A 21,723-nucleotide genomic window follows, 5' to 3' on the forward strand; every position below is an offset into this window, starting at 1 on the left:
GGCGCCCGGGGTCAGAGCCCGTACGCCTCCAGCAGGCGCAGCCACACCTCGCTGACCGTCGGGAACGACGGGACCGCGTGCCACAGCCGCTCGAGCGGCACCTCGCCGACCACGGCGACGGTCGCGGCGTGGATCAGCTCGGCGGAGTCGGGGCCGGTCAGGGTGCAGCCGACCACCACACCGCGGTCCTCGTCGACGACCAGCTTCGCGCGGCCGCGGTAGCCGTCGGCCTGCAGCGCCGCACCCGCGACGTCGCCGATCCGGTACTCGGCGGTGCGCACCGTCAGGCCGGCCCGGCGGGCTCGCAGTTCGGTGAGGCCGACGGACGCCGCCTCGGGCCGGGTGAAGACCACCTGCGGTACGGCGTCCCGGTCGGACATCGCCGACCAGGGGCGCCGGCCGCCCGGGAGCGGGGCGTCGCCCACGGCCGCCCGCCGGGCTATCGCGGCGGCGCAGGCCCGCGCCTGGTACTTCGCCATGTGCGTGAGCGGCGCGCGGCCGTTGACGTCGCCGACGGCGTACAGCCAGCCGCCGGGCACCCCGGTGACCCGGCAGCTGTCGTCCACCTCCAGCCAGGATCCGGGTTCCAGGCCCACGTGTTCCAGGCCGAGGTCGTCCGTGCGGGGCCGACGGCCGACGGCGACCAGCAGTTCGTCGCCGGTGACGGTGGAGCCGTCGTCCAGTTCGGTGGTGACCCCGTCGTCCGTCCGTGCGGTGCGCACCGCCTGCACGCCGAAGCGGACCGTGACGCCCAGCTCCCGCAGCCCGTCCGCGACCTCCTCGCCGACGTACGGTTCCCAGTCGGCCAGCAGGGTGGTGCCCCGCACCAGCACGGTGACCCGCGAACCGAGCGAGCTCCAGGCGGTGGCCAGTTCGCAGGCGACCACGCCGCCGCCGATGACGGTGAGCCGTTCGGGCACGGCGGCCGCGGCGGTCGCCTCCCGGCTGGTCCACGCCCCGATCCCGGCCAGGCCCTCGACCGCCGGCAGCGCGGCGGCGCTGCCGGTGGCCAGCACCACCGCCCGGCGGGCCGTCAGGACCCGGCGTCCGCCCGCCGGGTCGCGGACCTCGACCCGGCGCTCGCCGAGCAGTCGGCCGCGTCCGCGGACCAGGTCGATTCCGGCGCCGTCGAGCCAGGCGACCTGCCCGTCGTCCTTCCAGCCGGAGACGAACGCGTCCCGGCGGGCGAGGACGGCCGCCGGGTCGGGAGAACTGGTCACCGCCTCCCGGGCGCCGGGCACCGAACGCGCCGCGTCGAGGGCGGCGGCCGGGCGCAGCAGCGCCTTGCTGGGGATGCACGCCCAGTACGAGCACTCGCCGCCGACCAGTTCGGCCTCGACCACCGCGGCGGTCAGCCCGGCCTTGACGGCCCGGTCGGCGAGCACCTCGCCGGCCGGGCCGGCGCCGACCACCACCACGTCGTAGGTGTCGGCCGGGCCCGGGTCGGGGGTCGGCGGGTCCTGCGGTGTCCGGTCGTTCATGGCAACTCCTCGGCGGGGACGGCTGGTCGGGGATCGGCGGCCGCGCGCCGGGGGCCGTCGTGCGGAGGGGCCAGGGTAGCCCGCCGGGGGTGGCGGCGGCCGGTCGGAGCGGGCCTCGGCCGGGTCCGGGCGCGCGGAGCACAGCACCGTGCGCGGTGGGTCAACTCCCGCGCCGGGGAGGCGATCGGGTGGGGCGGCGGGCGTTCCCGCGGCGGCAACACCGGGTGCGCGCCGAGCACATCCGGCGCCGCGCCGGCCGCCTACGGTGACGGGGCCGCCCCACCGCGGCGCCGCCGGCGGCGGGCCCGGGTGGTGTCCGGTCCCCGTCCCCGACCAGCCGAAACGAGCGTACCGACATGCCCTTCCTGACCGTGGGTGAAGAGAACTCCGCCCCGATCCGCCTCTACTACGAGGACCACGGCACCGGCCGGCCCGTGGTCCTGATCCACGGCTGGCCGCTCAACGCGGCCTCGTGGGAGAAGCAGGCCGCGGCCCTGCTGGACGCCGGCCACCGGGTGATCAGCTACGACCGCCGCGGCTTCGGCCGCTCCGACCGGCCCGACACCGGGTACGAGTACGACACCCTGGCCGGCGACCTGCACCAGCTGATCTCCCAACTCGACCTGCGGGACGTCTCGTTGGTGGGCTTCTCGATGGGCACCGGCGAGGTGACCCGGTACCTGTCGCGGTACGGGTCCGAGCGGGTCGACCGGGCGGTGCTGCTCGGTGTCGTGCCGCCGTTCCTGCTGCTGACCGAGGACAACCCGGCCGGGGTGGACGGCAGTGTCTTCGCGGGCATCGAGCAGGCCATCGCCGCCGACCGCCCGGCCTTCCTGACCGGCTTCCTGCACGACTTCTACAACATGGACGTGCTGGGCGGCGACCGGGTCAGCGACCAGGTGGTGCAGTACAGCTGGAACGTCGCGGTCGGCGCGTCGGCGCGGGCGACCCTGGCCTGCGTGGCGGCCTGGCAGACCGACTTCCGGGCGGACCTCCCCCGGATCGACGTGCCCACCCTGATCGTGCACGGTGACGCGGACCGCACCCTGCCGCTGGAGGCGACCGCGCTCCCGCTGGCGGAGCGGATCGCCGGCGCGAAGCTGGTCGTCCTGCCGGCCGCGCCGCACGGCCTGATCTGGACCCACGCCGCCGAGGTCAACCGCGAACTGCTGGCCTTCCTGGCCTGACCGCACCCGGGGCTCCCGGGACCGCCCTCGGCGGGTCAGCCGCCCGTCCGCCCCGGCGGCCCGGCCCGCAGCGCGGCCGCCACCCCCGCCGCCCGCGCGGCCATGCCGGAGGCGGTGTAGATGGCGTGCGCCTCCTCCAGGGCCTGCTGCGCGGCGGCGTGCTCGCCCTCCTGGCGCAGAAGCCCGGCGAGGCCTTCCAAGGCCAGGCCGCGCAGATAGGGCACCTGGACCCGGGGGCCGGTCGCCAGCGCGGTCCGGTAGGCCTCGGCGGCCTGGGTCCGCTCGCCGAGGGCGAGGTGCGCCGTCCCGATCAGCCGCCAGGTGTTCATCAGGGTGAAGTCCGCGATGTGCGGGGCGGGCGCGGTGTCCGGGTCGGTCACCAGGGTGAGGACCTGGCGCAGCGTGGTGAGTGCCTCGGCGGACCGGCCCAGCTCGCACAGGGTGTTGGCCTTGGAGATCAGCGCCTGCGGGTGCCCTTCCCGGTCGCCGGCCGCCCGGAACAGCTCGGCCGCCCGGTCGTCACGCTCCAGCGCGTCCTCGTGCCGCTGCGCGGCGCCGGCGGCCGCGGCGGCGTAGTGCAGGGCCCACGCCTGCTGGACCCGGTCGCCGGACTGCCGGGCCAGTTCCTCCGCCTGCAGGGCCCGCCGCTCGGAGCCCGCCACGTCCCGCAGGCAGGCCCGCAGGGCCCAGGCCAGGTAGTTCAGCTGGACGGCCTCCGCCGCGGTGTCCCCCAGCTCGTGGGCGGCGGCGCGGGCCAGTTCGAAGACCTCGTGCCAGTGCCCCCAGTGCACCCACCAGTCCGAGAGCCAGTGCATGGCCTCGGCGACGTCGACCACCAGCCGGTGGTGTCCGGTCCGCGCGGCCTCCCGCAGCGCGGCGAACCAGTTGTGGCTCTCCGCCTGCAGCCAGGCCAGCGCCGCGGTCCGGCTGTCCGGGGCAAGGACGCCCACCGGGGCACCGGCCGCCGTACCGGTGGCGACCGCCGTGCCGGTGGCGGGTACGTCGGTGGCGGGTGCCCGGCCCCCGTCGGGCTCGAACCAGGCGCCGGCGGCGCAGGCCGAGTCCAGCAGCCAGCGACCGGCGCGCTCCCGGGCCGCCGATATCAGCTCGGCCGGCTCCTCGTCGTGCAGGCGCTTCGTCGCGTAGAGCCGGATCAGGTCGTGGAAGGCGGCCCGGTCGTCCGTGGTGGGGACGAGCAGGCCCAGTTCGACGAGCTCGTCCAGCATCGGTTCGGCCCGGTGCGCGGGCAGTTCGGCCAGGACCGCGGCCAGTTCGACCCCGAAGTCGGGTCCCGGGACCAGCGCCAGCCGGCGGAACAGTGAGCGCTGCGGTCCGGCCAACTGCTCGTAGGAGAGCGAGAACGCGGTCTGGATGTGCAGATCGCCGGCGGTGAGCCGGTCCAGCCGCAGGTCCTCGGCGGCGAGCCGGTCGGCGAGGTCCCGCGCCGACCACGAGGGGCGGCTGAGCAGCCGGTTCCCGGCGATCCGCAGGGCGAGTGGCAGGTTGCCGCACAGGCCCGCGATGTCGGCGAGCGCCGCGCTGTACGTGCCGTGCTTGCCGCCGGGGCTGTGCTCGCCATCCGGGACGTCCGGGCCGCCTGCGGTGATCGCGGCCAGCAGCTCGGCCGCGGACCCGGCGGGCAGCGGGCCGAGCGGCAGCCGCCTGGCGTGTTCGATGCCGCTGAGGGCGCGCCGGCTGGTGACCCAGACCTCGGCCCGGCCCCGCCCGGGCAGCAGGGGGCGCAGCTGCCCCTCGTGGGCGACGTTGTCCAGCACCAGCAGGATCCGCCGGTCGCGGACGAGGGCGCGGTACAGGTTCCGCCGCTCGTCGGTGTCGACGGGGATGTCGTTGTCGCCCGTCCCCAGTGCCCTGAGCAGCCGCACCAGGGCGTGGGCCGGTTCGACCGGGCGGGCGTCCAGTCCGCGCAGGTCGAGGAAGAGGCAGCCGTCCGCGTACTGCCCGGCCACCCGGCGGGCGGTCACCACCGCCAGCGCGGTCTTGCCGACGCCCGGCGGGCCGGAGACGATCGCGACCCGCGGTCCGGTGGGGGTCGCGCTGCCGCCGGCGAGCCAGTCGCTCTCCACCTGCCGTCCGACGAAGTCGGCCACGGCGTCGGGGAGTTCGCACAGGTTGGGCCCGCTCGTGGCGGTCCGTCCGGCCCGGGCGGACCGCACCAGGGCGGCGCGGTCGTCCCCGTCCAGCGCGAGGGCGTCGGCCAGCGCCTGCACGGTACGGATCTGGGGGCGGCGGCTGTGGCCCCGTTCCAGGTCGCCGATCGCCCGTGCGCTGACCCCCGATCGCTCGGCGAGTTCCTCCAGGGTGGCGTTGGCCCTGCGCCGGTGGCCGCGCAGCAGCGGTCCGAACGGTTCTGTCTGCGGCTGCACCCTTGCTCGCACCCTTTCTTGATCATGACGGGACGGGGACGAGCCTACGGCCCCCCGGACGGGGCGCGGCAACGCAGCGACGGGTGCACCCTCGCACCCCGGGCCCCACCGTGACATCGCGTCAGCCCGGGTCGGCGCGAGGGCCCGGGTCAGGGCGGGAGCCCATGTCAGCGCGAGGGCCCGCGTCAGCGCGGGAGCCCGGGTCAGGGCAAGGGCACGCGTCAGGGCGGGAGCCCGGGTCAGGGCGAGGCGGCGGGGAGGGCCGCCGGTACGGCCGTGCGGTCGCCGGCCGGGCGGCCGACCGAGGCGGGCAGCGACTGCTCCGACCAGATGACCTTGCCCTGCGGTGTGTAGCGGGTGCCCCAGCGTTTCGCCACCTGGGCCACCAGGAACAGGCCCCGGCCGCCCTCGTCGGTGGTCGCCGCGTACCTGAGGTGCGGCGAGGTGTCGCTCCCGTCGGCCACCTCGCAGATCAGGAACCGGTCGTACAGCAGCCGGATCCGCACCGGCGGGGAGCCGTACCGGATGGCGTTGGTGGCCAGTTCGCTGATCACCAGCTCGGTCTCGAACGCCAGGTCGCCCAGCCCCCACTCGGCCAGCCGCTGCTGCGCCCACAGCCGTACGTCGGCGACGGCGGACGGGTCGGAGGGCACGTCCCGTTCGGCGACCCGGCCGGGGTCGAGCACCTTGGTCCTGGCGATCAGCAGCGCCACGTCGTCCTGCGGCCGTTCCGGCAGCAGTGCGTCCAGCACCTGGTCGCAGTTGTCCTCCGGCTCCCGGTGGCCGTCGGCGAGCGCGGCGCGCAGCAGTTCCATGCCGACGTCGAGGTCCCGGGTGCGCTCCTCGATCAGGCCGTCGGTGTACAGCACGATCTGGGTGCCCTCGGGGAGGTACAGCTCCGCGGTCTCGAAGGGGTGGCCGCCGATGCCCAGCGGCGGCCCGGCGGGCAGGTCCGGGAAGGCGACGCTGCCGTCGGGGTGGACCAGCGCCGGGGGCGGGTGCCCGGCCCGCGCCATGTCGCAGCGCCGGGACACCGGGTCGTAGATCGCGTACAGGCAGGTGGCGCCGGTGACGCCGGAGCCGATGTCGCCGTCGGCCTCCTCCAGGTCGATGCGGTTCACCAGCTCGTCGAGGTGGTTCAGCAGTTCGTCCGGCGGTACGTCGAGGGCGGAGAAGTTGTGGACCGCGGTCCGCAGCCGGCCCATGGTGGCCGCGGCGTGCAGGCCGTGGCCGACCACGTCGCCGACCACCAGCGCGACCCGGCTGCCGGGCAGCGGGATCACGTCGAACCAGTCACCGCTGACCCCGGACTGGGCGGGCAGGTAGCGGTGGGCGACCTCCAGCGCGTTCTGCCCGGGCAGCGCGCGCGGCAGCAGGCTGCGCTGAAGGGTGACGGCCATCGCGTGCTCGCGGGTGTACCGGCGGGCGTTGTCGATGCTGACCGCGGCCCGCGCGACCATCTCCTCGGCCAGCGACCGGTCCTCGTCGTCGAACGGTTCGGGTTTCTGCGAGCGCCAGAAGTTGGCGACGCCCAGCACCATGCCGCGGGCCTTCAGCGGGGTGGTGATCAGGGAGTGCACCCCGTAGTCGAGGATCCGCCGGGTCATCTCCGGGTCCTGGGCCTGCCAGCCGTGCGCCACCGACAGGTCGGGGACCACCTGCGAGCTGCCGCTGTCGAACCCGCGGGCCTGCGGCGTCGAGGCGAGGAACGCGATCAGCTTGCCGGGCGGGTAGAACGGCGGGTCCTCGCGGATCCCGTGGACCGCGGTGCGGCGCAGGTCGACGCCGGCGCTGGTGGGCTCGTCGCCGTGCAGCACGGGGTCGGCCAGGTCGACGGTGACGAAGTCCGCGAAGGCGGGGACGGCGACCCTGGCCAGCTCCTCGGAGGTCCGCCCGACGTCCAGGGTCGTCCCGATGCCGACCCCGGCCTCGTACAGCAGCTCCAGCCGCTTGCCCGCGACCTCGGCCTTTCCGCTCAGCGCCAGCAGGTCGGTCGAGTCGCGCAGGGTCGCGACGGTCCCGAGCGAGCCGCGCTGGCGGCCGGTCGGGCGCTGGTTGACGGCGATCAGCCGGCCGCCCGCCCGGTGGATCTCGTCGGTCGCCACCCGGCCCGACAGCAGCAGCTCGGCGACCTCGGCGTCCAGGCCCCGAAGGTCCGCGAGGTTCCGGCCCTCGGCGTCCGGCGGCAGGCCCAGCAACTCCTTGGCCTCGTCGTTCGCCAGCAGCAGCCGGCTGTCCTGGCCGACGATGACCACGCCCTCGCGGACCGCGTGCAGCACGGCGTCGTGGTGCTCGTACATGCGGGTGATCTCGGCCGGGCCCAGGCCGTGCGTCTGGCGCTTCAGCCGCCGGGCGATCAGGGCGCTGCCGGCGGTGGCCACCGCGAGCGCGGCGGCGCCGGTCCCCAGGATGACGGGCAGCTGCCGGTCGCCGGCGGTGTCGACGTTCTTGACCTTCAGCCCGGCCGAGACCAGGCCCACCACCGTGCCGGAGGGGTCGGTGACCGGCACCACGGCCTGCACCTCGTGCCCGAGCGGGCCGTGCACGCTCTCGGTGTAGACGCGGCCCTCCAGCGAGGGCTGGATGGTGCCGACGAACCGCTTCCCGATCCGGTCGGGCAGCGGATGGGTGTAGCGGATCCCGTTGGTGTCCATCACCACGATGAAGTCGACGCCCGCGGGCCCCCGCGCCGCCTCGGTCAGCGGCTGGAGCACGGCCGTGGGATCGGGCGACTGCAGGGCGTCCACCACACCGGGCGAGTGCGCGAAGGTCTCGGCGACCGCGACCGACCGGTTCTTCGCCTCCGCCTCGCTGTTGCCGCGCGCCTCGAGCAGCAGCGACAGGATCGCCCCCACGACCAGCAGCACCACGACGACCACTTGCAGCACGAAGACCTGACCGGCCACACTGCGCCGGCCCCTCGCCACCAGCGACCGGTCCGACACTCTCCGGGATCGGCCGACGCGTTCGACCATGCGTCATTTCTAACACCGCGAAGGCGACCCGACCACGAAGCCGGAGCGCAGCCGGGTGCGGCAGCGGCCGGGCGGCTGCAGCGGGCGACCTTCCGGACACGCACCGGGGTCTCCGGCCCGCGAAGCCCTCCGATTGCGTGCACACAATCCGCTCATAACTCCTCCACGGCAACGATCAGCGGACTAGGCTCCGAGCAGCCCCGCGGAGACGCTCCGCCGAGGGCAGGGACCGAGGTGGAACGGCTGTGCGCGCTCCTGGCGCCCAGCCCGGTTTGGCGTGGGGGACAGCAGTGCTGGACATGGTCAAGGGTGCGAACGTCGGACTGGCCACACTGGGCGAGAGCACCGATTCCCTCATCGTGAGCCTGGGGTGGAACAGTCCGACCGGCGAAGGCGACGCCGACGTCTCCGTCCTGCAGATCGCCGGCAACGGCAAGGTCCGGAGCAACACCGACTTCTACTTCTACAACAACCCGACGGCCGCAGACGGCAGCGTGCAGCTCCTCGGACAGATTCCGACCGAGGCAGGCACGGAGGACCGCATCCAGCTCGACCTGACCGCCGTACCCGAAGGCGTCGAACGCCTGGTGATCGCAGCCAGCCGCCACCAGCGGGCCGAGTTCGGGCAGTTGGACGACCTGCGGCTGGGCCTCGCCGACAGCAGCGGGGAGCAGCTGCTCAGGTTCTCCATCACCGACGCGGGCGTGGAGAGCGCCTTCGTCTTCGGCGAGATCTACCGGCGCGGCCAGGAGTGGAAGTTCCGCGCCGTCGGGCAGGGGTACGACACCGGGCTCGCGGGGCTCGCCACGGACTTCGGGATCGAGATCGACGACGACGCGGAGAGCGAGGCCCCCGCGTCCGAGCCGGAGGCCGCGGCGGACGCGCCACCGCCGTCGGCGCTCTCCCGGGAACTCCCCGGTCCTGCCGCACCGGACACCGCGCCGAAGACGGTGCCTGTCATTGCGCCGGACGGTGCGCCGGGTACCGGGAGCTTCATCCCCGCACCGGCCTCGCCCGCACCGTCGCCCGCGGCCGAGCCCAAGCGGCTGCGCACTGCCAAGAAGAAGGTGACGCTGCCGAAGCAGCCGAAGAAGTCGCTGGCCGAGAACGACGCCTGGCGTTCGGCCCGGCTGTTCCCTGCCACGACGCTCAAGAGCGACCGGGAGCGGGAGGTCCGGGCCACCTCGGTCCTGCTCTCGGTGATGGCCCAGGTGCCGGAGTTCGGCCGTCGACTCACGGCCGCGTTCGGGGCACCCGCCGGACGGATGGAGACCTTCACGGAGGTCTCGCTCCCCCACGGCGAGTCTCCCAAGCGGCCCGATGGGGTGATCAGGGTCGAACGTGCCGGACGGTTGTGGACCGCCCTGGTGGAGAGCAAGACCAACGGAAATCCGCTGAAACCCGAGCAGGTACAGGACTACATGGACATCGCCGCCCGGCGCGGCTACGAGGCGGTGATCACGCTCTCCAACGACGTGGCCCTGGAAGGCAGCCCGCTCGTCCCGGTCAAGGTCGACGGCCGGCGGAAGCACAAGGTGGTGCTCTGGCACCTGTCCTGGGCCGAGGTCGCGTACCAGGCGAAGATGCTGATCCGGCACGAGGGCGTCGGCAACCCGGCCCACGCCTGGCTGCTGCAGGAGCTGCTGCACTACCTGCAGCACGACAACTCCGGCTGCCACGGCTTCCAGAACATGGGCCCGGCGTGGGTCCCGGTCCGCAACGGGATCGACGACGAGACGCTGACCCCGGGTGACGAGCGGGCCACCCAGGTCGTCGAGAGCTGGGAGCGGCTGATCCGGCAGGTGTGCCTCCAGCTCGGGGGCGAGCTGGGTGTGACGGTCCTGCCCGTGCAGCGGGCCCGCCGCGGTGACGATCCCCGGGCACGGCGTGCCGCTCTCGCCGAAGGGCTCTGCACTGACGGGCGCCTGCACGCAGCGATCCGGGTCGAGGACGTCATCGGCACCATCGCGATCGTGGCCGATCTGCGGGTCGGGCGGCTGCGGACCTCCATCGAGGTTCCGGCGCCCGAGCAGGGCTATCCGCTGAGCTGGGCCAAGCGCCTGGTCCGGCAGCTCGCCGACGCACCGGCCGATCTGCACGTCGAGACCCTGACCGACGGGCCCGGCCCGGGCCCGCGCGGCACCCTGGAGAAGCTGCGGCCCGAGCCGGGCGACCTGTTGCCGAAGGACTCCGCCCGCATCACCGGTTTCCGGCTGTCCCTGTCCAAGGGCGTCGGCAGCACCCGCGGCAACGCCGAGTCCGGCTTCATCCGGAGCGTCGACGCCGCCGTCGCCCGGTTCCACACCGGGATCGTCGCCTGCCTGGACCACCGGCCGGGCCGCCGCCCGTAGCAGCCCACCTACAGCAACCCGCCGGTGCTCGGCGGCCGAGGACGCCCGGCGCGGCCGCCCCGGCGGGCCGGTGGATACGCCTAGGCTCGACCGGCGGACGCCGTCACCGGGCCGCCAGGACCGAGGAGGAGCGCATGACCGCTGGTGCCCTGGACGGCATCGTCGTCGCCGACTTCAGCCGGGTGCTGGCCGGCCCGTACGCCACCATGATGCTCGCGGACCTCGGCGCGGACGTGGTCAAGGTCGAACGGCCGGGGACCGGGGACGACACCCGGGCCTGGGGCCCGCCGTTCGACGCGGACGGGCAGGCGACGTACTTCAACGCCGTCAACCGCAACAAGCGCTCGGTGGTGCTCGACCTCCGCGACGGCCGGGACCTCGGCCGGGCGCTCGAGCTGGTGCGCGGGGCCGACGTCGTGGTGGAGAACTTCCGCGCCGGGACCATGGACCGCCTCGGCCTCGGCTACCGGGACCTGCGGGCCGTACGACCCGGCCTGGTCTACTGCTCGATCACCGGCTTCGGCTCGGGCGAGGGCGCCGCGCTGGCCGGTTACGACCTGCTGGTCCAGGCCGTCGGCGGGCTGATGAGCGTCACCGGGCCCGGCCCCGGCGAGCCCACCAAGGCCGGGGTCGCGCTGGTCGACGTCCTCACCGGGGTGCACGCGCTGGCCGGGATCCTGGCCGCGCTGCGCCACCGGGACCGGACCGGGCAGGGGCAGCTGGTCGAGGTCAACCTGCTGTCCACGCTGCTGTCGTCGCTGGTGAACCAGGCCTCCGGGTACCTCGGTGCGGGCGTGGTCCCCGGCATCCTCGGCAACCGCCATCCGAGCATCGCCCCGTACGAGGTGTTCCCGACGGCGGACCGCCCGCTGGTGCTGGCCGTCGGCAACGACCGGCAGTTCCGGGCCCTGGCGCAGGCGGTCGGCCGCGAAGCGCTGGCCGACGACCCGCGCTTCGCGCACAACACCGACCGGGTCGCGCACCGGACGGCGCTGGCGGCCGAACTGACGGAACGGCTGGCGGCGCGCGGCGCGGACGAGTGGTTCGCGCTGTTCCGCGCGGCCGGGGTGCCGGCCGGCCCGATCAACGACGTGCGGGAGGCGTTCGGCCTCGCCGCCGCGCTCGGGCTGGAGCCGGCCGTCGCGGTGCCGGGCAGCGCGGCGCCTCAGGTGGCCAACCCGATCACGATGTCCGTCACCCCGCCCCGCTACCACCGCGCCCCGCCGCGGCTCGGCGAGGGCTGAACCCGCGCGCAGGCCGGGGCCACCCGCTCAGGCCACCCCCGCCGCGTCCAACAGGGCGTTCGCGGTGGTCACGGCCAGCCCGTCCAGCGGCTGCCCCTGGACGACCGCCCGGCTGCCCGCACCGTCGAAGACGATGGTCAGCCGGCGGGCCAGGGTCTCGGGGTCGGCCGCGCCGCCCCGGGCGGCCTCGCGGTGGAAGAAGGCGGTCAGGGCGTCCTTGGAGCGGCGGGCGACCAGGCTGGCCGGGTGCCCCGGGTCCTTGAGCTCGACCGCCGTGGCGACGAAGGGGCAGCCGCGGTACTCCGGCGCGGCGGCCAGCGCCTCCAGGCGCTCGAACACGTGCAACATGCGGGCGCGCGGCGGCCGGGGGTCGTCCTCGTCGGGCAGGGTCAGCGCCAGGTAGGCGGGGCTGCGCCGCTCCAGGCTCGCCGCGAGGACCTCGTCCTTGCTGTCGAACAGCTGGTACATGGTGCGCTTGGACACCCCGGCCGCCCGGCACAGCGCGTCCACGCCGATGCCGACGCCCTCCCGGTAGAACAGGCCGGCCGCGGCGTCCAGCAGGCGCTCCCGCGCGGACACCTTCACGCCTTCGTCCATGGTCATGCTCCCGAGATTACGCGAACCCTTGCCGTTTGGAAACCGATCGGTATACCTTGAGGGAAACGGAGGAAACCGATCGGTTTCCAGATCTGAGGGAGAACGGTCATGACCACGATCGAAGGCGCGAACGTCCTGGTCACCGGCGGCAGCCGCGGCCTCGGCAAGGCCCTGGTGGAGGCGCTGTACGCCCGGGGCGCGAAGCAGGTCTACGCCACCGCCCGCGACCCGCGGACCGTCACCCACCCCGACGCCGTGCCGCTGGCGATGGAGATCACCGACCCGGCATCGGTCGCCGCGGCGGCCGAGCGGGCCCAGGACGTCACCATCCTGGTCAACAATGCCGCGGGCCTGGTCGGCGCGTCCTTCCTGGACTCCCCGGTCGAGGACGTCCGGCGGGAGTTCGAGGCCAACTTCTACGGCCCGCTGCTCACCACCCGCGCGTTCGTGCCGATCATCGAGCGCAACGGCGGCGGCCACCTGCTCACCGTCCACTCCGTGCTCTCCTGGGTGGCGCTGTCCGGCTCCTACAGCGCCTCCAAGGCGGCCCTGTGGTCGCAGACCAACTCCCTGCGGCTGGACCTCAAGCCGCGCGGCATCAACGTCACCGGCCTGCACGTCGGCTACCTCGACACCGACATGGCCGCCGGCGTCGACGCACCCAAGTCCTCCCCGCACGCCGTCGCCGAGCAGGCACTCGACGGGATCGAGGCCGACGCGTACGAGGTCATCGCCGACGAGCTCACCCGCCGGGTCAAGTCCGGCCTGTCGGCCGACCTCGGCGCCCTCTACCCCCAGCTCGCCGGGTAGCGCCGCCGGGCGGGCCGGCCCCCGGCTCCCGGCTCCCCGCTCCCGGCTCCCGGGGCGCTGATCGCGGACGCCGGGACGGGCCCGAGCCGGGTGACGGCGGGTATCTTTTCGGCAGCCCCGCCGCTCGGCTCCGCCCGTCCCGCCCTTCCGCCCGCCCCCGAGTCCATCCGGAGCAGCCTCGTGTCCACCCCCCATGCCCGGCCGCGGATAGCCGTGTTCGGCGCCGGATCCATCGGCTGCCACCTCGGCGGCATGCTCGCCGCGACCGCCGACGTCACGCTGATCGGCCGGCCGGCCGCGATGGCCGAGATCGACGCCGGGGGGCTGACCCTCACCGGTCCGGGCCCGGCCCGCCGCGAGGTCCGCGGCCTGGCCACCGCCACAGGGCCGGAGGCCGCGGCCGGCGCGGACCTCGTCCTGGTCACGGTGAAGTCCGCGGACACCGCGGCCGCCGCCCGGGAACTCGCCCCGCACCTCGGCCCCGGCACGGTGGTGGTGAGTTTCCAGAACGGCCTGCACAACCCGGCGGTGCTGGCGGCGGCGCTGCCGTCCCACCGGGTGCTGGCCGGCATGGTGCCGTACAACGTGGTGCGGACCGGGCCCGCCGCCTTCCACCAGGGCAGTGGCGGCTCTCTGATGCTGGCGGCCGGGGAGGGCGCGGACGCGCTCGCCGCGGCGGCCCGGGCGGGCGGTCTGCTGCTGGAGCTGCGGTCGGACATGCCGGCCGTCCAGGCGGCGAAGCTGCTGCTGAACCTCAACAACGCGGTCAACGCGCTCTCCGGCCTGCCCCTGCGCGAGCAGGTCGGGCAGCGGGCGTACCGGCTGTGCGTGGCGCACTGCCAGCGGGAGGCCCTGGCGGCGTTCCGGGCCGCCGGGGTGACGCCGGCCCGGCTCGGGCCGGTGCCGCCCGCGCTGATGCCACGGGTGCTGGGACTGCCGGACGCGCTGTTCCAGCTGCTGGCGGGGGCGAGTCTGCGGATCGACGCCACCGCCCGCTCCTCGATGTGGGAGGACCTCCAGCGCGGCCGCCCCACCGAGATCGACTCGCTCCAGGGCGAGATCGTCGCGCTCGCGGGACGCCACGCCCTCGCGGCCCCGGCCAACGCCCGCTTGATCGCCCTGGTCCGCGAGGCGGAGGCGGCGGCCCCCGGCACGGCGCCCGGCTGGGCCGGGCCCGCACTTCTCGCCGAACTCGCCGCGGCCCGCTGACACCTGGGCCCGCTGACACGTCGGCCGGCTGCCTCCTCGGCCGGCGCCGGCCGGGCGGGGCGAGCCGGGCGGGCCTTCCCCCGGACCGGCCCGCCCGGCGGCCGGTTATAGTCCTGCGAACCGCCGTCTCCGGCGGACCGCCGTCGAACCGTCCTGGCCGCCGGCCTCGGCGCGTCCCCACGGACGCACGGACGCACCGGCCACCGTACGGAGCAACTCCCGTACGAGGCCCCCGTACGGACCGACCCCGTGCGAGCCGCCGGGGCGGCGCCCCAGTGTCCGCCCCCGCTGCCCCGAGAGGTCCCCGCCCCGTGCCCGAGCCCAGCTTCAGCGTCCTGTCCCCGGACTTCGCCGCCGATCCCTACCGGTACTTCGGCCGGCTGCGGGACCGGTCGCCGGTGCACTACGAGCCGGCTCTCGACAGCTACTTCCTCTCCCGCCACGGGGATGTGCGGCGGGTGCTGACGGACCATGACGCGTTCACCACCCGGACCCTGCAGGTGCGCGCCGAGCCGGTGATGCGCGGGCCGGTGCTCGCCCAGATGACCGGCGCCGAGCACACCGCCAAGCGGAAGATCGTCGTGCGGGGCTTCACCGGCCCGGCCCTGCAGCAGCAGGTCGGCGCGATCCGCTCCATCGCCGCCGAGCTCGTCGCGCCGTTCCTCCCCCGGGGCCGGATGGATGTCGTCGACGACTTCGGCAAGCCGTTCGCCGTCCAGGTGACGCTCGAGGTCCTCGGCCTGGACCGGCGGGACTGGCGGCGGGTCGCCGAGTGGCTGGGCGGGGTCGGCGAGTTCATCACCGGCCTGGTGCTCACGCCCGAACGCCGCCGCCACTGCCTGGACTGCGCCGAGCAGTTGGAGGCCTACCTCGCACCGGTCATCGAGCAGCGGCGACGGGATCCCGGCGGGGACCTGATCTCGATGCTGTGCACGGCCGAGTTCGAGGGCATCGCGATGAGCGACCGCGAGATCACCGCGCTGATCATCAACGTCCTGATAGCCGCCGTCGAGCCCGCCGACAAGACGCTCGCCCTGCTGCTCAAGCACCTGATCGACCACCCGGACCAGCTGGCCCGGGTCCGCCGGGACCCGGCCCTGCTGCCCGCGGCCATCGCCGAGACCCTGCGCCTCACCCCGCCCGTGCAGTTGATCCCCCGCCAGGCGGAGGAGGATTCGGTGTTCGCGGGCACCGTCGTACCGGCGGGCGCCACCGTGTTCTGCATGATCGGCGCGGCCAACCGGGACCCCGCGGCCTTCGCCGACCCGGACGCCTTCGACCTCCACCGCGCGGACCTGGGCACCGCCCGTTCCTTCACCGCCGCCGCCCAGCACCTGTCCTTCGGCGCCGGGCTGCACCAGTGCGTCGGTGCGGCCTTCGCCCGCGCGGAGATCGAGACCGTGGCCGCGCTGCTGCTCCCGCTGCTCGACCGGGTCCGCCTCGCACCGGGTTTCCGGTACCGGGAGAGCGGCCTGTACACCCGTGGTCCGGTGTCCCTCCTGCTGGACTTCACCCCCGTCCCCGAGGGCACGGCCGGCGGTCCGGCGGGCGGCTGAGGCCCCGTCCGGGGTTCCGGTGATATCGAAATCCCGGCCATACCGGGTATGTTGGGCCGGGTCCCGAGATCGGCCGGGCCGGCCGGATCAGGGTGGCGCAGCGGCGGGCCGGACCGTTCGGGTACCGATCGTCGGGTACCGGTCGCCGCCGGGGCCGGAGGAACAGCCGGAGGTCGTCGTCCGGTGCGGGGCACGGGGAAGGGGAGCCGTCATGGTGTCCGTCGGAGAGCGGCTGAGCACCGCGCGCGTACAGGCTTTCATCGGGCGGGACGAGCAGCTCGGGCGGTTCGCCGGGGCGCTGGCCGACGATCCGGGGGCGCCGTTCGCCTTCTACGTGTTCGGGCCGGGCGGGATCGGGAAGTCGACGCTGCTGCGGCGGCTGGCGGACCACGCCAGGGCCGCGGGCCGGCTGCTGGTCGAGCTCGACGGGCGGTTCGTCGGCCGGGACCCGGCCGACTTCGAGCGGGCGGCGGCGGCCTTCCTGGACGTGCCCGGCACGGTGCTGTTCGTGGACTCCTTCGAGCACTGCCAGTGGCTGGAGAGCTGGCTGTGGCACCACTTCCTGCCGCGGGCGGCGGACGGCGCACTCGTCGTCCTGGGCGGGCGGCTCGCGCCGCAGCCGCAGTGGACCGCGGACCCGGCCTGGGCCGGTCTGCTGCACGTGACCGAGCTGGAGCCGTTCACCGAGCAGCAGGCCCGGAGTCTGCTGGCCGCGGCGGCGATCGGGCCGGAGCTGCGGGAGCTGGTGCTCCGCTTCGCGGGCGGCAACCCGCTGGCGCTGTCGCTCGCGGCGGCGGCGGGCTGGACCGGCTGGAACCGGGAGGAGGTCTGGGCGCCGTCGGCCGACGTGCTGCGGACCCTGCTGGTGGGGCTGATCGGGGAGGTGCCCTCGGCGGCCCACCGCCGTGCGCTGGAGGTGGCCGCGCAGGCCTATTCGACCTCCGAGGAGCTGCTCGCGGCGGTGCTGCCGGAGGAGGACGCCCATCTGCTGTTCGCGTGGCTGCGGGACCTGCCGTTCATGGAGTCCACCCACCGGGGGCTGCACCCGCACGACGCCGCCCGCGAGACGCTCGCCGCCGACCTGCGCTGGCGGGCCCCCAACGCCTTCGTGAACATGCGCCGCCGGCTGGCGGAGGAGTACCTGCGCCTGCTGCGCGACGCCCCCGAGGAGCGGGTCTGGACCGTCACCGACGAGCTGTTCTACCTCTTCCGGGACGGGGAGATCGTGGCCCGGCTGCGCACCTGGTCCCGCGAGGACGAGGTGCACGACCGCCCGCTGCACCCGGACGACCTCGACACCGTGCTGCGGATGGCGGCCGAGACCGAGGGCCCGGCGTCCGCGGCCGTGGTCCGCTACTGGGCCGAGCGCCAGCCGCAGGCCTTCAGCGTCTACCGGCTGGTCACCACCGGCCGGATCGTGGCGTTCACGGCCCGTCTGGCGCTGCCGTCCCCGCCGGACCCCGAGGACCTGGCCGCCGACCCGGTCGTGGCCGCCGCCTGGGAGTACGCCGCCGCCACCGCGCCGGTCGGCCCGGGCGAGCACATCGGGGTCAGCCGCTTCACGGTCTATCCCGAGCGGTACCAGGTCCCCTCCCGGGTGATCGACCTGAGCAGTTCCCGGGCCCAGGCGGAGTCCGCCCGGGCCCGTGGCCGGGCCTTCGGCTTCGCCGTCTGGCGGGACGCCGACGCGTGGGCCGCGCGGGTCAGGGGCAGCCTCGCCGACACCGGCGCGCGGCCGCGGGTCGGCGAGTACACGTACGGGCTGTTCGCGGTCGACTGGCGGCTGGTGCCGGTCGAGACCTGGCTGCGCCACTTCATCGCGGCCACCGAGGTGCCGGTCCCGTCCGGGCCGTCCGGCACCTCCCGCACCGCGTTCGACCAGGCCGTCCGGGAGGCCCTGGCGCACTGGCGCGACCCGGGTGCCTTCGCCGCCTGCGCGCTGATGCGGGCCCGGATCGCGGCCGACCTCGACGACCCGGCCGGGGAGCTGCGCGCCCTGCTGCGCCGGGCCGTCGACGACCTCGCCCGTGACCCGCGCGGGGTCCGGGCCCGCGACGCCCTGTCGGCGAGCTACTTCTCCGGTGCGCCCACCCAGGAGGCCGCCGCCCGGCGCCTCGGCCTGCCGTACGGCACCTACCGGCGGCACCTGCGGCAGGGCCTCGACCTGCTCTGCGAGGCGCTGTGGCAGCGCGAGCTGTTCGGCGACCCGGGCGAGCAGCCGCCCCCGCTCTGAGCGGGGCCGCCGCCGGCGCGGGGGCGGCCGGGCGGGAACACCCGGGCCGCCGCGTAGGTTGTGAGCTGCTGGAACGTTCCGCACCCCGACCGAAGGACCCGACCTTGAGCCTCTACGACATCCCGCTGCGCACCCTGGCCGGCGAGCCGGCGTCCCTCGCCGACTACAAGGGCAAGGCCCTGCTGCTGGTGAACGTGGCGTCGAAGTGCGGCCTCACCCCGCAGTACGCCGGCCTGGAGCGGCTGCACGAGCGCTTCGCCGACCGCGGCTTCGCGGTGCTCGGCTTCCCGTGCAACCAGTTCGGCGGCCAGGAGCCGGGCACCGAGGAGGAGATCCAGACCTTCTGCTCGATGACCTACGGGGTGACCTTCCCGCTGTTCGAGAAGCTGGACGTGAACGGTGAGGACCGCCACCCGCTGTTCGCCCGGCTGACCGAGGCCGAGGACGCCGAGGGCGCCGCCGGGGACGTGCAGTGGAACTTCGAGAAGTTCCTGGTCGCGGCGGACGGCACGGTGGCCGGCCGGTTCCGGCCGCGGACCGAGCCGGAGGCCGAGGAGCTGATCGCGGCGATCGAGGCGCAGCTCCCGGCCTGACCGGGCCCGATCGCAGCGCGCCGCCCCTTCCGCCGGACGTCCGGCGGGAGGGGCGGCGCTGTGCGCGGGTGGTCAGCAGCCGCCCAGCAGCGAGGTGAGGGTGGACTTCTCGGCGCTGTCGACGCTGAGGCCGTAGTAGTACTTCACCTGGACCCAGGCGCGGGCGTAGGTGCAGCGGTAGGAGGCCTGGGGCAGCCAGGTGGTGGGGTCCTGGTCGCCCTTGGAGCGGTTGGAGCTCGCCGAGACGGCGATCAGCTGGGGGCGGGTGAGGTCGTTGGCGAACGCCTGGCGCTGGGCGGTGGTCCAGGCCCAGGCGCCGGAGCGCCAGGCCTCGGCGAGCGGGACCAGGTGGTCGATGTCGAAGCTGGAGGCGTTGGTGGTGGTGGCGCCGTCGTAGGCGGAGGTCCAGCTGCCGCTGACGGCGGCGCAGGAGGAGTCGGTGCTGACGCCGCTGCCGTCCCGCTTGATGACCGTCTCGCGGGTGTTGCAGGTGCCGGAGATGGTGATCCAGTGCGGGAACAGCGCCCGGTCGTAGGTCGAGGTGTGGGACTCGGCGGTGACGGTGAGCGCGGCCAGGTAGCTCTTCGCGGTGGCGGTGGAGACCGGGGTGGGGAGGGCGGCCTCGGCGGTGCCGGTGCCGGTGAGCAGCGCGGCGGCGGCGAGCAGGGCGGTGGCCGCGGCGGCGGCTGCGCGGCGGAGCGGGCGGTTCGCGGGCATGCGGACTCCTGGGGGCGGGGAGGCGGGGACGGCGTCCGTACGGATGGGTGTTCGGACGGTCAACCAGCCTGGCGCGCACCAGGTTTACGCGGGTAGACCCGGGAGGTGAACAGTTCCCGCCGGGTCTGCGGAGCCGCTGTGCCCGCCCTGTGCGCCCGCGCCGCGCAGGTGCGGCGGCCGGGCCGGCGGCCGGCGCGCGGCCACAGGTCCCGAACCGGTGACAGGTGTGCAACTACCGGACGACCGGCGGGCGTCACAGGGAAGTACTGGCTGCACACTGTCAGTGGGGGCGGACAGGATCGGCGTGGTCCTGTCGACGCAGGGAGGGGATGCGCGATGACGACGGCACAGGTACGCACCGTCCACGGGCTGTTCGAGGAGCAGGCCCGCCGGGCGCCGGGGGCACCGGCCGTGGTGTGCGGCGCCGAGCAGCTCACGTACGGCGAACTCGACGCCCGGGCCAACCGGTTGGCGCACCGGCTGGTGGCGCTCGGGCTGGGCCCGGAGCGGCCCGCGGCGGTGGCCCTGGGGCGGGGGCCCGAGCTGCTGACGGCAGTGCTGGCGGTGCTGAAGGCGGGCGGTGCCTACGTGCCGCTGGAGCCGACCGGCCCGGATGCGGTGATCCGTCATGTCCTGGCGGACGCCGACCCGGTGGTCGTGGTCAGCGACGAGGTGCACCGGGTCCGGCTGGCGGACGCCACCTCACGTCCGGTGCTCTGTCTGGACACCGAGGCCGGCGCCCTGGCCGCGCTGCCGTCCACGGCGCCGGACGTCCGGGTCCGGGACGCCGACGTGGCCTGCGTGTTCTACACCTCGGGGTCGACCGGCGCCCCCAAGGGCGTGCAGATCGAGCACCGCAACCTGCTGCACGCGTACCGGGGTTGGCAGGAGGTGTACCGGCTGACCGACGCCGACCGGATCCTGCAGACGGCGACCCTGGAGTTCGACGTGTTCACCGCGGACTGGCTGCGCGCGCTCGGCACCGGCGCCACCCTGGTGATGGCCAGGCGCAACTTCACCCTGGACCGCACGGCCGAACTGCGCGAGCTGCACGAGCTGGTGATCGGCGAGCGGATCACCGTGATGGAGGTCAACGTCCACCTGCTGCGCCGGCTGTTCGCCCATCTCCGGCCGCTCGGGCTGGAGCTGGGAGCGGTGCGGCTGCTGTCGGTGGGCGCCGAGAAGTGGTACCTGGACGAGCAGTTGCGGATCCAGCGCTACCTGGGCCCGGACGTGCGGCAGATCAACGTCTACGGCGTCGCCGAGGCCGCGGTGGACAGCACCTACTTCGACCCGGCCACCCTGGCGGACCCGCCCGAGCACCCGGAGCGGCTGTCCCTGATCGGCGTCCCCTTCCCGGGCAACCGGGTGCACCTGCTGGACCCGCAGGGCGTCCCGGTGGCGCCCGGCGAGTGCGGCGAGATCTGCCTGTCCGGTCCCGGTGTCGGCCGCGGCTACCTCAACCAGCCGAAGCTGACCGCCGAACGGTTCTTCGCCGACCCGGCCCGCCCGGACCTGCGGCTCTACCGCACCGGTGACCTCGGGCGGCTGCGCCCGGACGGCATCCTGGAGTTCGTCAGCCGCGACCTCGGCCCGGAGACGGCCGCCGCCGTCCGGGTCGAGACGCTGCTGCGCGGGCACCCGGACGTCCTCGAGTGCGCGGTCGCCACGGTCGACCTCGAGCCGGCCAGGGAGCCGGCCCTGGTCGCGTACGTGGTCGCGGACCCCGGCCGGGCGGCGGACGCCTGGGCGCTCCGCAGCCACCTGGCCGAACGGCTGCCCGCCGACGCGCTGCCGGACGCGGTGGTGCCGCTGCCCGGCCTCCCGCGCACCCGGGCGGGCAAGCTCGACCGGGCCGCGCTGCCGCTGCCCGCGCCCCGGGCCGAGAAGGCGCCGTCCGGCAAGTCGGGCCGGCGGGCCTCGGGCGGCAAGGGCGCGGCGGGGGTGTGGGCCGACGGGGACACCACCTCCGGGGTGTGGGCCGGCCTGACGGTGCTCTTCACCGTGCTCGCCCGGCTGTCCACCTCCACCTTCTGGCCGGGCTCGACCGATCTGCGGCTGGTCCCGGAGCCGTGGGCCACCGTGTTCCAGCTGCTGTACTGGGCCGAGTCGCTGGGCGCCGGACTCGGCCTCGCCTTCCTGCTCCTGGGCGGGCCGGCGCTGGCCCGGTCCGGCCGCCCCGGCGGCCTGACCGTGCTGACCCGGGTGGCCGTGTTCTGGCTGCTGGCCTCCTGGTGGCCGCAGGACAACTTCTACCGGACCACCGACCCGCGGAACTGGTCCACCCAGGGCGCCCTGGTGGTGGTGTTCAACATCGCGCTGATCGCCTCGGCCGCGGTGGTGGTCCGCTTCCTGACCTGGCAGGCGCCCCGGCCGGTCCGCTGAC

14 protein-coding genes are annotated in these 21,723 nt (G+C 74.9%); 9 read left to right on the forward strand and 5 right to left on the reverse strand.

The window, feature by feature from the left end:
- Nucleotides 1–11: 11 nt before the first annotated feature.
- Entirely contained in the window at nucleotides 12–1,481 is a 1,470-nt protein-coding gene (locus AC2TEW_RS21705) for a dihydrolipoyl dehydrogenase family protein (protein WP_484624993.1), read from the reverse strand.
- Nucleotides 1,482–1,837: 356 nt separating this feature from the next.
- Here AC2TEW_RS21705 and AC2TEW_RS21710 point away from each other — a divergent pair, with 356 nt between their 5' ends.
- Nucleotides 1,838–2,668 carry an alpha/beta fold hydrolase gene (locus AC2TEW_RS21710; protein ID WP_484624994.1) on the forward strand — a complete coding sequence of 277 codons (831 nt, stop codon included), beginning with the start codon at nucleotides 1,838–1,840 and terminating at the stop codon, nucleotides 2,666–2,668.
- 35 nt (nucleotides 2,669–2,703) lie between these two features.
- Here AC2TEW_RS21710 and AC2TEW_RS21715 read toward each other — a convergent pair whose 3' ends face one another.
- Both AC2TEW_RS21715 and AC2TEW_RS21720 read right to left on the reverse strand, forming a co-directional pair.
- The gene (locus AC2TEW_RS21715) at nucleotides 2,704–5,052 is read right to left on the reverse strand and encodes a helix-turn-helix domain-containing protein (protein ID WP_484624995.1); all 2,349 of its coding nucleotides are present in this window, start codon (nucleotides 5,050–5,052) and stop codon (nucleotides 2,704–2,706) included.
- A gap of 239 nt (nucleotides 5,053–5,291) precedes the next feature.
- Nucleotides 5,292–8,027 (reverse strand): SpoIIE family protein phosphatase, encoded by a 2,736-nt coding sequence (locus AC2TEW_RS21720; RefSeq protein ID WP_484624996.1) that lies wholly within the window; start codon nucleotides 8,025–8,027, stop codon nucleotides 5,292–5,294.
- Between the two features lie 299 nt (nucleotides 8,028–8,326).
- Here AC2TEW_RS21720 and AC2TEW_RS21725 point away from each other — a divergent pair, with 299 nt between their 5' ends.
- Nucleotides 8,327–10,378, forward strand: coding sequence for a TerD family protein (locus tag AC2TEW_RS21725; protein ID WP_484625022.1), 2,052 nt, complete (start codon nucleotides 8,327–8,329; stop codon nucleotides 10,376–10,378).
- Nucleotides 10,379–10,512: 134 nt separating this feature from the next.
- A complete protein-coding gene (locus AC2TEW_RS21730; protein WP_484624997.1) occupies nucleotides 10,513–11,622 on the forward strand; it encodes a CaiB/BaiF CoA transferase family protein in 1,110 nt (369 codons plus the stop codon).
- A 27-nt stretch (nucleotides 11,623–11,649) separates the two neighbouring features.
- On the opposite strand, the gene AC2TEW_RS21735 is transcribed toward AC2TEW_RS21730, so the two are convergent.
- Nucleotides 11,650–12,219 carry a TetR/AcrR family transcriptional regulator gene (locus AC2TEW_RS21735; RefSeq protein ID WP_484625023.1) on the reverse strand — a complete coding sequence of 190 codons (570 nt, stop codon included), beginning with the start codon at nucleotides 12,217–12,219 and terminating at the stop codon, nucleotides 11,650–11,652.
- A 108-nt stretch (nucleotides 12,220–12,327) separates the two neighbouring features.
- On the opposite strand from AC2TEW_RS21735, the gene AC2TEW_RS21740 reads away from it, so the two are divergent.
- From AC2TEW_RS21740 to AC2TEW_RS21760, 5 genes are all read left to right on the forward strand, one after another.
- The gene (locus AC2TEW_RS21740; RefSeq protein WP_484624998.1) at nucleotides 12,328–13,029 is read left to right on the forward strand and encodes an SDR family oxidoreductase; all 702 of its coding nucleotides are present in this window, start codon (nucleotides 12,328–12,330) and stop codon (nucleotides 13,027–13,029) included.
- 180 nt (nucleotides 13,030–13,209) lie between these two features.
- Nucleotides 13,210–14,238: a 2-dehydropantoate 2-reductase gene (locus tag AC2TEW_RS21745; RefSeq protein ID WP_484624999.1), complete on the forward strand. Its 1,029-nt coding sequence runs from the start codon at nucleotides 13,210–13,212 to the stop codon at nucleotides 14,236–14,238.
- A 311-nt stretch (nucleotides 14,239–14,549) separates the two neighbouring features.
- Entirely contained in the window at nucleotides 14,550–15,794 is a 1,245-nt protein-coding gene (locus AC2TEW_RS21750; protein ID WP_484625000.1) for a cytochrome P450, cyclodipeptide synthase-associated, read from the forward strand.
- A 211-nt stretch (nucleotides 15,795–16,005) separates the two neighbouring features.
- On the forward strand, nucleotides 16,006–18,027 hold the full coding sequence (locus tag AC2TEW_RS21755) for an ATP-binding protein (protein ID WP_484625001.1): 2,022 nt from the start codon (nucleotides 16,006–16,008) through the stop codon (nucleotides 18,025–18,027).
- Nucleotides 18,028–18,131: 104 nt separating this feature from the next.
- Nucleotides 18,132–18,620, forward strand: a complete 489-nt coding sequence (locus AC2TEW_RS21760; protein WP_484625002.1) for a glutathione peroxidase — start codon at nucleotides 18,132–18,134, stop codon at nucleotides 18,618–18,620.
- A 72-nt stretch (nucleotides 18,621–18,692) separates the two neighbouring features.
- Here the strand turns inward: AC2TEW_RS21760 and AC2TEW_RS21765 are convergent, their stop codons facing one another.
- Nucleotides 18,693–19,337: an HNH endonuclease family protein gene (locus tag AC2TEW_RS21765; RefSeq protein ID WP_033821838.1), complete on the reverse strand. Its 645-nt coding sequence runs from the start codon at nucleotides 19,335–19,337 to the stop codon at nucleotides 18,693–18,695.
- A gap of 336 nt (nucleotides 19,338–19,673) precedes the next feature.
- Between AC2TEW_RS21765 and AC2TEW_RS21770 the strand changes: the two genes are divergently transcribed.
- Nucleotides 19,674–21,722, forward strand: coding sequence for an amino acid adenylation domain-containing protein (locus tag AC2TEW_RS21770; RefSeq protein ID WP_484625003.1), 2,049 nt, complete (start codon nucleotides 19,674–19,676; stop codon nucleotides 21,720–21,722).
- Nucleotide 21,723: the final 1 nt, after the last annotated feature.

It is taken from the genome of Kitasatospora sp. NEAU-CNBT7, assembly GCF_057220535.1.

What these genes read in the sequence shown, in the direction of transcription:
- AC2TEW_RS21730 (WP_484624997.1), top strand. Translation starts at nt 10,513, where the DNA reads ATGACCGCTGGTGCCCTGGACGGCATCGTCGTCGCCGACTTCAGCCGG.
- AC2TEW_RS21740 (WP_484624998.1), top strand. Translation starts at nt 12,328, where the DNA reads ATGACCACGATCGAAGGCGCGAACGTCCTGGTCACCGGCGGCAGCCGC.
- AC2TEW_RS21705 (WP_484624993.1), bottom strand. Translation starts at nt 1,481, where the DNA reads ATGAACGACCGGACACCGCAGGACCCGCCGACCCCCGACCCGGGCCCG.
- AC2TEW_RS21765 (WP_033821838.1), bottom strand. Translation starts at nt 19,337, where the DNA reads ATGCCCGCGAACCGCCCGCTCCGCCGCGCAGCCGCCGCCGCGGCCACC.
- AC2TEW_RS21770 (WP_484625003.1), top strand. Translation starts at nt 19,674, where the DNA reads ATGACGACGGCACAGGTACGCACCGTCCACGGGCTGTTCGAGGAGCAG.
- AC2TEW_RS21720 (WP_484624996.1), bottom strand. Translation starts at nt 8,027, where the DNA reads ATGGTCGAACGCGTCGGCCGATCCCGGAGAGTGTCGGACCGGTCGCTG.
- AC2TEW_RS21725 (WP_484625022.1), top strand. Translation starts at nt 8,327, where the DNA reads ATGGTCAAGGGTGCGAACGTCGGACTGGCCACACTGGGCGAGAGCACC.
- AC2TEW_RS21755 (WP_484625001.1), top strand. Translation starts at nt 16,006, where the DNA reads ATGGTGTCCGTCGGAGAGCGGCTGAGCACCGCGCGCGTACAGGCTTTC.
- AC2TEW_RS21710 (WP_484624994.1), top strand. Translation starts at nt 1,838, where the DNA reads ATGCCCTTCCTGACCGTGGGTGAAGAGAACTCCGCCCCGATCCGCCTC.
- AC2TEW_RS21735 (WP_484625023.1), bottom strand. Translation starts at nt 12,219, where the DNA reads ATGGACGAAGGCGTGAAGGTGTCCGCGCGGGAGCGCCTGCTGGACGCC.